Genomic DNA, 11742 nt, shown 5'->3' on the forward strand with positions numbered 1-11742 from the left:
CATCACCACTCTCATATCCTCGGCAAACCTTTATTGGCTTATCGCAAACGTTCTAAATACCAGGATATATTAGGGAAGCGGGAAAAAGGATGCCCGGTATAGATGAAGTTGACGAGATCATCTTGAGGGAGCTAAGGAAGAATGGGAGGATAACCCTAACCGACTTGGGGAAAAAAGTTAACCTAACGCCAGCCGCCGTGAAGAACAGGGTGGAAAAGCTTGAGAAGCTCGGCGCCATAAAGGGGTACTCCGCCGTGATAGATTCGGCATTCCTCGGAGAATTCCTCACGGCGCTAATAGAGGTGGAGCTCGTGAACCCCGAAGCTCAAGATCTTGAGGAAAGGATACGTGGACTTGTAAAGATGGAGAATGTACTTGACGTTTATAAAAAGACGGGCGAATTCCACATTCTCATACGGGCCACCTTCAAGGATGTTGAGGCCCTTAACTCCTTCCTGAGGGAGCTGAACTTGAAACACCTGAAGAACCTCGCAAGGAGGATTAGAGTCTCCGTCGTCCTGGAAAGTTTCAAGGAGGCCGGAGTGCCCGTGAGGTGATTCTATGCTGTTCGTTATAAGGCCTGGAAGGAAAAAGGGGGAGCTGGAAGCTTTTGTAATTGAAAGGGAGCCTGACAAGCTCTCCCAGATGAAGAATTTGAAGGCTGACCAAATTTATCGCCTGATCATGAGGGACGGCAGGCTCTTCAAGGTTCTTGAAGGAAGCCAGTACAGGAACCCGAAGGAAATCGAGAAGGCCCTCAGGCAGGCTAGGATAGTCCTTGTGAACGCCGATGAGTGGGAGGACTACTTCAAGAGAAGGCTCCAGAACAAGCGTGTCGAGAAGGCCGAGCTCTGCCGTCTCTGCCTCATTGAGGGTAGGATAACCGTCCTCACGGAGGGCAACCGGATAAAATACAGGGGAGAGTACATCTGCGAGCGCTGTGCTGAGGAGGAGCTTAAGAAGGAGCTCCGCTTCAGGTTCAACAGTATCGCGATGTTCAATCAGGCTAAGAAGCTTCTGGAGCGCTTCAGGGACCTAGATAAGGTCCTCTACGCCTTCGACCCCCGCTTCGACCCAGCGAAGCATCCAGAGATTACCAAGTGGGATGAGCTTGAGGCCAAGCACATAGAGGTCAGGAAGATGATGGTAGACGAGCTGCCCATCCCCAAGGAGTTCAAAGATGTTCTCAGGACGGAAGGAGTCAGAGAACTCCTGCCAGTTCAAGTATTAGCAGTCAAGAACGGGCTCCTCGGGGGGGAGAACCTTTTAGTAGTTTCCGCCACAGCGAGCGGTAAAACACTCATCGGAGAGCTTGCCGGTATCCCCAAGGCCATGCAGGGCAAGAAGATGCTCTTCCTCGTCCCCCTCGTCGCCCTAGCCAATCAGAAATACGAGGACTTTAAGCGGAGATACTCAAAGCTGGGCCTCCGCGTGGCCATAAGGGTTGGTATGAGCCGTCTAAAGGTCAGGGAAGAGCCCGTCGTCGTGGATACTGGAATAGACGCCGAAATAATCGTGGGAACCTACGAGGGCATAGACTACCTACTGAGAGCTGGCCGAAAGTTGGGAAACGTCGGAACGGTAGTCATAGACGAGATACACACCCTCGACGACGAGGAAAGGGGACCTCGCTTGGATGGCCTTATAGCGAGACTTAGAAGGCTGTATCCGAAGGCCCAGTTCATAGGACTGAGTGCCACCGTGGGGAACCCCGGCGAGCTTGCAAAGAGGCTCGGGATGAAGCTCGTTCTTTACGATGAAAGGCCGGTAACCTTGGAGAGGCACGTTATCATTGCGCGCAACGAGGGGGAGAAGTGGAGACACATAGCCAACCTCTGCAGGGCAGAGGCCATGAGGAGGAGCGAGAAAGGTTTCAAGGGGCAGACGATAGTCTTCACCTTTTCGAGGAGAAGATGCCACGAACTGGCCGCTTACCTTACGGGAAGGGGCCTCAAGGCAAAGCCCTACCACTCCGGCCTACCCTACAAGCAAAGGAAGATTACTGAGATGGAGTTCCAGGCCCAGATGCTGGACGTAGTTGTTACCACGGCCGCCCTTGGAGCAGGCGTCGACTTTCCCGCGAGCCAAGTTATCTTCGAGAGCCTCGCAATGGGCAACAAGTGGTTAACGGTTAGAGAATTCCATCAGATGCTTGGACGAGCGGGAAGACCCCTCTACCACGAGAAGGGCAAGGTCTATCTAATTATCGAGCCGGGGAGGAAGTATTCAGCTCAAATGGAGAGAACCGAAGACGAGGTGGCATTCAAGCTCCTTACCTCCAGTGTGGAGCCCGTGGAGGTCGATTGGAGCGACGAGCTGGAGCAAGACAACGTCCTGGCACATTCCTGCGTTTTCAGCAGGCTAGATGTAATCGAGGAAGTTCAGGGGATGTGTCTCGGTGCCAATCAGAGCGCCGCGAAAGTGCTTGAAAAGCTGGAGGAGTTCGGGTTCGTGAAGCTGAAGGGCAACATTGTCGAGGTAACGCCCTACGGAAGGGTTGTTAGTATGAGCTTCCTCTTACCCAGAGAGGCGGCCTTCATAAGGGACAGCCTTGGAAAGAAACCTGTCCGCTGGATTGCAGTCAAACTCCTCCCATTCGAGAATCTGTATCTGAGCGGAACGCTCCAGAGGGAGATAGAGTCGGCCGTTAGGGGTAGGATAAGCTCGAACATCTTCTCAAGCAGCTTTGCTTCCATCCTTGAGGAGCTGGATAGAGTGATTCCGGAGCTCAGTCCGAATGCGGCCGAAAGGCTCTTCACGATCTATCAAGAGTTCTTTATCTGCGAGGAAGAGGACTGCACGGAGCATGCGATGGAGCGCGTGAGCAACTTAATAATCGACCTGAGGAGGAACGGTAAAGGACCCACGGAAATAGCGGAGCACTTCAGAAAGGTCTACGGCCTGATAACTTACCCGGGCGACGTATTCACGTGGCTCGATGGCCTCATAAGGAAGCTGGAGGCCGTGGAAAGGATAGCGAGAGTGTTCAAGATGAGGGAGGTCGAGGAAGAAGCAAGGAGGCTGAAGAGGGAGATAGAGGAAGGGAAAGCCCTTTCCATTGCTGAGAAAATGAGAAAAAAGGTTTGGTAGCCCCGCCGGGATTCGAACCCGAGTCGCGGGATCCAAAGCCCGTCGGAAAAGCCTTTATTCGCCAAATGAAGGTCTTACAGGGCTTATTTCAGAAGAAGCCATGAAAATGCCCCAACAGGCATTTCCAGCCATAGGACATGTTTTCCACAGTAGTGGTAAACAAGACTACTACAGAAGCCTTCTTCAGGTTCAGAATCCAAACCAGTACTATGTCATCACAGAGGAAGACATCAACAGGCTCTTCCTAGAGTTCGAAGCAAAGGGGGTCACCCACTCCCACAAACGGAGCGTTGAGTACATTATCACAATGTTCCTGAAGGAAGCCACGAAAGAGAACAACGGAAGATACATTTTCACAATGAAAGACCTGAAAGAATACCTAACCCTGATACGACAGTCATACTCCCCCTCCTTTTACCGCAAAAATATCACATACCTCAAAAAGCTCTTCAGAATCGCAGGGATAGACTTGGCAGAATCACTCAAGGCACCAACAGAGCTTAACGTGGACCTGACCATCGTCACCGTGGATGACATCAAGAGCCTCATTCAGCTCGTTGATTCCCTCCACATTAGCAACCGTTTTGAGGACTGGAAAAGAGATCAGTTTATCACAGCAATGCTCCTAATGGCAGTGAGTGGAATGAGAGTCAGCGAACTCGAAAGGATTCCCCTGAAGGAGATTGACATTGAAAACAGGCGGATTCGCCTTAACACGCACCAGACCAAAACCAGACAGTCAAGGGTCGTCTTTTTCACGTACGAGGTTCAGGAGTTGCTAGAGGACTACATCAGATAGCCCAGTTGGGTCATTCAATTAGATATGATATCAATGCACTGCATTACTCGCATCACACAATTGAAGAAATACAAGAAATCTATGATAAAGTCTTCGGTAATCTACGATTCCTAAGATAAACTTTTCCTCTCCTCTTTTTAGTTTTTATTCCAAAAATTGAGTATCAATTCCAGAACTCCGTGATGAATCATGAAGCAGAGATCCAAAAATCAAACAAAGAATTAAAGGAAAACTTAAGCCTATGCTTCTTTCATTATTGTGAACGTGTTAAATACATCTTTTAAGAAGTCGATTGTTTGTTCCACGGCTTTTTCTTCATCCCTGAGCCATGAATAATTAAATTTCAATACTTCAAGGGCATTAAGCAGGAGCTGAAGATTTGATGCCATGTCCAAATACAATGAATCATATTCATGTAGGACTTTCCAATTGACAAGTTCAAAGTCATTTTCCATTTTGGCGTCATACCTAGCGTTAATGCGATAAAATTCAGCACTCACGTTATCCGTGTAATTAACTACCTCATCCATTTTTAACTTCACAACTTTCTCCCCAACCCAAGTAGGGTCAATTGTAAAGTACCTAACGTGTTTTAACGCTTCCTCAAGCCTCAAAAACACATCATCCGGAATATCCCTTATGATAGGAACATTTGTAAACTCAAACCTCACAGGTTTGAACAACCCTTTTCCCGGTCTTCGTGGCTGTGTTATCCTAATTGGAACAAACCTGAACAGTAAATCCGAAGGAGCAATTCGCGAGATTGGAACGATTTTGTAATTATCAAACCTCTCCAACGTTTCCCTTCCCCAATTATGACGATATTGCTGTTCAATAACCTTAGTCTTCTCTTTAACACTCCTCACAACTTCATAGAGATTTTTTAAATGCAAATCTTGAACTACAATAGGCTCACCAATCTTGCCAAAGATTGCATGAATCAAAGATGTTTTTCCAACTCCCTGACTACCAAAAATCAAAATCCGAAATTTTGTAAATCTTGCATACATTAGTGCAATTGCCACGATTTCATGCGTTGAAATCCGCCAGCCAAAACTTCTCAACTTCTTGAATATCTCAAACTTTAAATCATAATAACTTTTGATGTCATTTAAATCAACTGTAACAACATTAGCACGCACTATCCTGTATGTCCGGGGATTTTCAGAAACTAACTCTACAGCTCCTTCTTTAACTAATTCTTCAAGTGCCATTGTTAGCCTCTTACCACTCTTATTGGTAGCTTTCATAATTTCATTCCTAGTGGCAACGTCTACTTGGGCAAGATACTCTAAAATTTTAGACTTGAGTCCAGCTGATGCCACATCTCACACCACCACTGCGACGTAGCACAAAAAGAAATTAAATTTAGCTTTTCACGTGTTGATTAAAACCAACGCCATTCAAAACTCTATTGTCAATTTATCCTGTTGTCATTACTATTTTTGGCAAAAGAAAATCTCGACACTGTTTGGTACGCTTTGGCAAGCCTTGGCACGCTTCTCTCCCCAATTAATAACTAACTAATAAATAAATACAAACAAAAAATAAAAATCCTAAATATTGTTTAAGTAAACATAATAATAAGTAACAAATATTTAGAATTTCAGAATTGTTTATTTATTATTTATTTTTATTATGTGGACCAAAAGTGCCAAAAGCTCTAAATTCCTAATTCTCCAAGCATTTATTACCAAACTCGTGCCAAATGGTGATTCTTCCTTTAAAATGAAAAACAATGTCTAAAATATCCTCATTCAACCGAAACTCTGACGAAAGGTCTATTCAATAAACAAAGAGCTTAAGGATGATTTCAGCTTTTACTGGGTTAACTTATCTTGAAACTTTAAAACAAGGGTTTGGTATGGAGAATTTCTCATTAAAACGTAGCTACATCGAGAACAGTCAACACAATAATTCAATCACAAATGACAAACACACTCACAAATAAACAACCACTTCCAATGATGGAATAGAAAAAGTAAAGATTAAATGCAACGATTCAGTGAAAAAATTAAAGAAAATCAGAGAAGATCAGCACTTGAAAAGAGCTTGACTGCAACAAGCTGTCTAACATCTGTGGAGTAGACTTCTATCCAATCCCTTCTATGCTCACTAGTTAAAAATAACAAATGCGCCTTATCTCTGAATTTTCTCTCAATCAGTAGCATTTCAAAGAACTGAATTATTACTCCAGCGAATTCATCATCGACTCTCTTTAACTTTCTCCTCTTCACAATATCTCTTAACTCTTCTCGCGTGCAGCCCTTAACCCTAAGCCGTTGCGAAACAGTATCGAATTCAAAGACGAGGAAATACTCAAACGACGTCGTCATCCAGACATCCCTCTGATCTGACAAAATATCCAAAAGGAGAATAAATTTAGCTGAAATCTCATTAAATCAACAAATTTAATACGCACTACATCAACTTTCAAACAGTGCCTATTTATGCCTTCATTTTTCTTGGAGGGGGTTCTTATGGAAGGACTTCTAGCATACATTGAGTTGAAAAGTCAAGAAAGTAAAAAGAAAGCATTGGACTTCATAAAAAAGGCGGGTTCCTCAAGAGGTTATGAAAAGAGGAGATTTGAAGTGGAAACAGCTTACTATTTCGGCAAGCTCTCAGCTTATGCTGAGATTAGGGACATGATATTACAGGATAGAAAAGTGAGAGAGGAGCTTAAACAGCTTATCGAAAAAGCTGCAGAAACAGCACTTATCAAAGAAAAACTTGCAGTTCTTCACGCGATCAAAACACACACTGAGCATAAAACTGACCTAAGATCTTTCGAGCAAGGTGTAGAAGAATTCAAGTTTGAGCTTTTCAAAGCTCTTAATTTATTAGATGACGTAACAATAATTGAAATAACGTGATGCTCTATGCCTCTGATTTTTATTTTTAAACCACACATACAAAAGGTTTTTAGCGCCACACTAAATATCAGCACATAACCAACACACCATTTTCCAGCATTATTCGAAAAAATATTCCCTTCTACTTTGAGAACTGATTTAGCTAAGAGCAACACAACCTTAATTAATCAATTCCGCAGTTTTATGCTGTTTTTTGGATTGGGATTAGAAATAAAAAAGCACTCTCGTGCCTTCTTTTTTACACATGAATAAAATTTCATGTTTTTAAGGAAAATTATTGTGGTCAAAATACGTGTATTGTCTTTAAACTCTGATGTTACAAATTGCTCTAAATGGAGCCCTCAGAAAGCTCCTTTTCAAGTTGCTTGAAAGACCTCTCGAACTGTCTCCAATTTGAGATGTTATTTCTCGCTTGCATCCAAGTTACTTCGTGGACCCAAAAGGTTACAAAGTGATTTCCTAAATTTCTCGTCAATTTTAAGCCCCTCTTTGAGAGTTTCCATGTCATACACTAAAACTAAGAGCCTCCTGCCATCAAAAAACGTAGCACCACCAACTGTGGCTTCATTGTCCTCTGTCTTAATGCTTGAGTTGTATGCATTGCTCTTTGGGAATATGAGCACGACAGGAATACCACTAACCCCATATTTTTCCTCAAGAATCTTAGCATAAACGTAAACCTGCCTCAGCGAATCTGGACTAACTTGAAGCTTGCCTTCGCTAGTCCCCAAGGATTTGTATTTGGCATCTAATACTGCTACAGGAGTGCCGTTCCTATTAATAATGAAGTCGGGGTACTGTTTTCTTGATAATATGTTCCCATTCTTGAGAAGTTTTAATTCCTTCTGATATTCAACCTCATACTCCCAGAGACTTCTCTTCAGCACCCACAGCATGAATCGCTCAAAAAGGTCATTCATGTCAATGAAGAATCCAGATGCCTCTTCTCCTTGAATGCCACCAAGTGTGGAAAGCACGATTTTAGCAAGAGTAAACGCTCTCTTGAAGCGCTCATTCAAACGGGTGAAGTGAACTCTTTCTAAGTCTGTCTTAGTTATTTCCTTAAAGCTGACTTCATCAAAAATCATCATCAGCTCGCCGAGTAGCTTCTTGTTGACTCTCCACGTAGTTCGAGCAAGTGAAGTTCGAACTGCCGCATAGAAAATCTGGTTGAGCAGGTTGTCTTCGCTAAACTCATGCATCTCAAGGCTGAAGGTGTGCCTCTGGTGGGGAAGCTTTCTCAGTTCTTTACTCATCAAAAGTTTGCCTTTAAGAAATCTTTCTTCATTTTGGATTTCAATGTACTCCTTGTGATATCCTCTCTGAACCTCACTCCATAGAGTGCTGGCAAAAAGATAGATAAATATCTCAAGGAGGCTTTCTGGAGTTCTCTTCTCTCTAAGCTGGGCGAGTTCGACTTCCCTTATTTTTAAACCGTAAGCAACATTAAGCATGCGGAGGAATGCCAAGAGAGCATCATTAGTATCGGCATTCTTCTCTTCATTTTCAGAAGGTTCGAAGACTTTGGGGAGAACTTGGACAACAAAGTTCCCAGCTCTGGCAAAACCAACATAGTGCCTTGCCTTTACGCTATTGCTGTAGAGTATTAAGAACCCCCTATTTTCGTCTAAGTCTTTTTCTTCTGGACTGTCGTTGGAGCTTGATTTGGGTAGATTTCGGGCAAAAGTTCTGTTGAGCTTGCGAAGACTTTCTTTTAGTTTATCCTCGGGTATTCCCAGATTATTAGTTATTTCGCTGTATCTCATCTCCTTGTGCTCATAAAGTGTCAAAATTTTGAGAGAAGGCATAGAACTCCCCCAGATTAACCTTGTCCCGCTTGCTGATTCTCACTTCGTTATTCTTTGACAGACTCGATTATCCACTTTAGGGCCTCTTTGAAGTCCTCTTTTTCTTTGTCTATGTCATAGAATTTGATTCCATAGGGAGTGTTTGGTTCAACATGCTTTCCTATCTCTATTTTTGGCGCTTCGAATTTTAGTTTCTTGTTTTCTTTTTCAAGCTTGTTTTCAATGAATCCGTCTCCTAAAATCCAGGCTAAAGCTTCCCAGTCGTTGTAGAAGTACTCCATTAGGAGGGGTATTATCTCGTAGTACCATACAAAGTGCAAGTCTTCCAACTTTTCCACCTTCAAGAAGTAGCTGTGGCCTATCCTGTGGTCTCTGTCCTTGATTGCCTCGATTTTGAGATTCAGCTTTTCAAGTAGCTCTTTCAGGTTTATTCCCTCAATGCTCTTATCTTTTAGTTTTTCTGGTCTGGGTTCAATCTCAAGAAACGCAAATCTCCTCCTCAGTGCAACGTCAAGCAGCGCAATGCTTCTGTCTGCAGTATTCATTGTTCCTATGATGTAGAGGTTCGGCGGGACTGCAAAGGGTTCTCCTGAATATGGGAGAGTTACAATTATTTCGTGTTCTTCTCCTATGCGTTTGTCATTTTCGAGGAGAGTTATCAGCTCGCCAAAGATTTTACTGATATTACCACGGTTAATTTTGTCAATGATAAGGTAGAACTTGGGAGCATCCTTGAAGATGTTTTTTCTGTCTTCTTTGGACAGCGATAGGAGTTTTTTCCATAACTTTTTCTTGAGCTCATGGTATCTTCTGTAATCTCTTACAGCGTCTTGTTTTAGGTAATTGGAAAGTTTGTCAAGTTCATCGGCAAAAGTCTTCAAATGATTCTTTGTGCTTTTTGAGAGCCTCAACAATAGCCCTAAGAGCCATCTTCTTGAAAATTCCATCTTCAACCACATAGGCAATATTCTCCCCTTGGCTGACTGGCCTAAAGCCCTCAACGAACTCCTCATAGCTGTAAGACTGATGAAAGGTTACAAAGTCCCACCTATTTTTGGGTTTATCTTCATCCGTTTTGTCCTTGACATATTCCTTTGCCATCCACGTTTTTCCGGTTCCTGGCGGACCGTAGAGGATGATTTGGCCCTTTCTTTCTAGCAATCTATCCATTAGTTGTTTGATATTCTCTGGGAGAGAACTTTCTCCAGTTTTTCTGTTTTGGTATTTGCTTAGATAATAGGCTATCTCAATCATATCTTCAATCCCAAGTTCTTTTCTAACTTCATTTGTAGCTTTAAGGAACTCTACAAATCCTTCAATATCCCAGTGTCCTCCCCAAAATCGCCTTAGTTTAATCCTCTTCCTCAAGCTCTCGGAAAATGGAGCATTGAATGGTGAGTCTTCTCTCTGTTTATGCCATGTTGGCATGAAGAATTTCCAATTTACAATACTCATCCAACTGGTGGCTTTTGAAATGCCAAAACCTCCAAGCGTATCGTCGTCCTTTATTTCTCTGAGAATTTTGGCAATTTCATCAATTTTTTCTTCGAAATTGTTCTCATTGACATCAGCAGCTGTTTTTATTAGCTTTTTAAATAACCTGTGATTAAGAAAATCAGAGTAGTCGGCTGTGGCACTGGTATCAAACAGCTTGAGTTCTGGAGGTAAGTTCATGATCCTATTTTTTATTTTCTCGGCTTCATCAGGCGTTACGTCTCTTTCTTTCAGAAGTATCGTTTTTATGTCTTCCAAAATCTCGAGTAGTTTCTTTCTGTTGTTTAACCACTCACTTTCGTATCTGGCTTTTAATTCTCTTAACACTTCTTTAAGCGCCGTTTTATCAACAATTGGCATCATCTCCGCCTCCAAGAACTCTTTTAGGTATGGCAAAAGCGTTTCATAGAGAAGCACCATTGTATCAACGGCCCATTCAATGGCATCTTCATTTAATTCGTCATATTCTCGAAAAATCGTGATCCATTTCCAAGTTCTTTGGGTTGTTTTAAGACTTCCTTTCGCATCCTGTGCCAGCTTTTTAAAGTCTACACGTTGTCTTAAGAATTCAAAAAGATTCTGATTTCTATTTTTAGGATATTCCAAATGAAGTGCAACTTGAACAAGGATTTTCTCAACTTTTCTTTTTGGAATGAGCCATTCAAAATGAATGTAACCTTTCACAGTCTTTGAAAGATCTGGGGGCAGATATAATTTTCTGTAGATGTCCCTCTTTCCTTCTCTTATCTCTTTTACTTGGGTCTTTGAAATACTTAGATGTTTCTCTTTGGCTCTTTCTAGAAATTTATCTCCAACTTTCTCTAAAAACTCACGGAGATCCATTCATTAACTCCTCCTTTGTACTTTGTATCTTTTGATAATACTCACAATATTCTCCCAGCCTGCATTGATCACACTTTGGTGTCTTTGTGCATATTCCCCTCTCGATACCGAGGTCTCTATTCCCGTTTTCCTGACAAAATGCCACCAGCATTATGTCAACAACTCTTATCCACATGTTAAGCTTCTCAGCAATTTCTCTGCAAATTCTGATGGTTTTATCTATGTTCTCGTCTGTTGGTTCTGGGGATTTAAGCCATCCCAAGCGGTAGAAGAGCCTTAAGATTGTTCTATCGGGCTTCATTACTTCAAATCCCAAATCCGTCAAGTAGTGATAAACTGTTACCTTCCCAATTCCCTTGAATCTCTTAATGAGTGCGGGTCTTATCTTCTTCTTAACACCCTCATAGTCATCGAAGCTAACGCCAAATGAATCCAAGTAATTGGCAAATGATCCATATTTCTGAATTATCCTCTCAAACTCTCTTGCATTGTGAATGCACGCTTCTATCTTTCTCCTATGTCTAATCATGTTTCTGTCACTTAGCATTCTCCTTACATCATCTTCCCCATACCTTGCCACCGTCCTAAAGTCCCCAAGATACTTCAGTATCGTTGGCATTTTCTCCCCCCACAGTCTTGGCATTCATTCCAGCAAAGAAGACAATTTGAACAAGAGTAGAATACATCTCTTCATCAGTCATCCTCTTGTATCTTCCGGCATATTCATTAAACTCCTCTAGGTACTCCTCAAACTTTTTATTGTCCTTACTCTCTTCCCTCAGTTTGTCAAAAATCTTCTGGAAAACTCTAAAATACTCCTCAGCATCCATTG

11 protein-coding genes are annotated in these 11742 nt (G+C 42.6%); 4 read left to right on the top strand and 7 right to left on the bottom strand.

The features are described from left to right. Positions 1-89 precede the first annotated feature (89 nt). The 3 genes from PYCH_RS07395 to PYCH_RS07405 all read left to right on the top strand — a co-directional run bounded on the left by PYCH_RS07395 (position 90) and on the right by PYCH_RS07405 (position 3889). Complete coding sequence (locus PYCH_RS07395) at positions 90-557, top strand: Lrp/AsnC family transcriptional regulator (RefSeq protein WP_013906233.1); 468 nt, start codon at positions 90-92, stop codon at positions 555-557. A 4-nt stretch (positions 558-561) separates the two neighbouring features. Then, complete coding sequence (locus PYCH_RS07400) at positions 562-3090, top strand: DUF5814 domain-containing protein (protein WP_013906234.1); 2529 nt, start codon at positions 562-564, stop codon at positions 3088-3090. A 100-nt stretch (positions 3091-3190) separates the two neighbouring features. Further along, positions 3191-3889 carry a tyrosine-type recombinase/integrase gene (locus tag PYCH_RS07405; RefSeq protein ID WP_048058270.1) on the top strand — a complete coding sequence of 233 codons (699 nt, stop codon included), beginning with the start codon at positions 3191-3193 and terminating at the stop codon, positions 3887-3889. A 239-nt stretch (positions 3890-4128) separates the two neighbouring features. Here PYCH_RS07405 and PYCH_RS07410 read toward each other — a convergent pair whose 3' ends face one another. Continuing rightward, complete coding sequence (locus tag PYCH_RS07410; RefSeq protein ID WP_013906236.1) at positions 4129-5214, bottom strand: hypothetical protein; 1086 nt, start codon at positions 5212-5214, stop codon at positions 4129-4131. A 699-nt stretch (positions 5215-5913) separates the two neighbouring features. Beyond that, on the bottom strand, positions 5914-6225 hold the full coding sequence (locus PYCH_RS07415; protein WP_013906238.1) for a hypothetical protein: 312 nt from the start codon (positions 6223-6225) through the stop codon (positions 5914-5916). 144 nt (positions 6226-6369) lie between these two features. On the opposite strand from PYCH_RS07415, the gene PYCH_RS07420 reads away from it, so the two are divergent. Next, positions 6370-6765 (top strand): hypothetical protein, encoded by a 396-nt coding sequence (locus PYCH_RS07420; RefSeq protein ID WP_013906239.1) that lies wholly within the window; start codon positions 6370-6372, stop codon positions 6763-6765. 401 nt (positions 6766-7166) lie between these two features. Here PYCH_RS07420 and PYCH_RS07425 read toward each other — a convergent pair whose 3' ends face one another. From PYCH_RS07425 to PYCH_RS07445, 5 genes are all read right to left on the bottom strand, one after another. After that, positions 7167-8531 carry an McrC family protein gene (locus tag PYCH_RS07425; protein WP_158306792.1) on the bottom strand — a complete coding sequence of 455 codons (1365 nt, stop codon included), beginning with the start codon at positions 8529-8531 and terminating at the stop codon, positions 7167-7169. An 89-nt stretch (positions 8532-8620) separates the two neighbouring features. Beyond that, complete coding sequence (locus PYCH_RS10045; RefSeq protein WP_237698658.1) at positions 8621-9484, bottom strand: AAA family ATPase; 864 nt, start codon at positions 9482-9484, stop codon at positions 8621-8623. After that, entirely contained in the window at positions 9435-10910 is a 1476-nt protein-coding gene (locus PYCH_RS10190; protein ID WP_048058271.1) for an AAA family ATPase, read from the bottom strand. The genes PYCH_RS10045 and PYCH_RS10190 overlap by 50 nt, the downstream gene beginning before the upstream one ends. Further along, the gene (locus PYCH_RS09510) at positions 10897-11529 is read right to left on the bottom strand and encodes a DNA-3-methyladenine glycosylase I (protein WP_013906241.1); all 633 of its coding nucleotides are present in this window, start codon (positions 11527-11529) and stop codon (positions 10897-10899) included. Before PYCH_RS09510 ends, PYCH_RS10190 begins: the two co-directional genes overlap by 14 nt. After that, positions 11495-11740 (bottom strand): hypothetical protein, encoded by a 246-nt coding sequence (locus PYCH_RS07445; RefSeq protein ID WP_013906242.1) that lies wholly within the window; start codon positions 11738-11740, stop codon positions 11495-11497. The genes PYCH_RS09510 and PYCH_RS07445 overlap by 35 nt, the downstream gene beginning before the upstream one ends. Positions 11741-11742 lie beyond the last annotated feature (2 nt).

It is taken from the genome of Pyrococcus yayanosii CH1 (assembly GCF_000215995.1).
Lineage (GTDB): Archaea > Methanobacteriota_B > Thermococci > Thermococcales > Thermococcaceae > Pyrococcus > Pyrococcus yayanosii.

What these genes read in the sequence shown, in the direction of transcription:
- PYCH_RS07395 (WP_013906233.1), top strand. Translation starts at nt 90, where the DNA reads ATGCCCGGTATAGATGAAGTTGACGAGATCATCTTGAGGGAGCTAAGG.
- PYCH_RS07400 (WP_013906234.1), top strand. Translation starts at nt 562, where the DNA reads ATGCTGTTCGTTATAAGGCCTGGAAGGAAAAAGGGGGAGCTGGAAGCT.
- PYCH_RS07405 (WP_048058270.1), top strand. Translation starts at nt 3,191, where the DNA reads ATGAAAATGCCCCAACAGGCATTTCCAGCCATAGGACATGTTTTCCAC.
- PYCH_RS07415 (WP_013906238.1), bottom strand. Translation starts at nt 6,225, where the DNA reads ATGACGACGTCGTTTGAGTATTTCCTCGTCTTTGAATTCGATACTGTT.
- PYCH_RS07420 (WP_013906239.1), top strand. Translation starts at nt 6,370, where the DNA reads ATGGAAGGACTTCTAGCATACATTGAGTTGAAAAGTCAAGAAAGTAAA.
- PYCH_RS07425 (WP_158306792.1), bottom strand. Translation starts at nt 8,531, where the DNA reads ATGAGATACAGCGAAATAACTAATAATCTGGGAATACCCGAGGATAAA.
- PYCH_RS10190 (WP_048058271.1), bottom strand. Translation starts at nt 10,910, where the DNA reads ATGGATCTCCGTGAGTTTTTAGAGAAAGTTGGAGATAAATTTCTAGAA.
- PYCH_RS09510 (WP_013906241.1), bottom strand. Translation starts at nt 11,529, where the DNA reads ATGCCAACGATACTGAAGTATCTTGGGGACTTTAGGACGGTGGCAAGG.
- PYCH_RS07445 (WP_013906242.1), bottom strand. Translation starts at nt 11,740, where the DNA reads ATGGATGCTGAGGAGTATTTTAGAGTTTTCCAGAAGATTTTTGACAAA.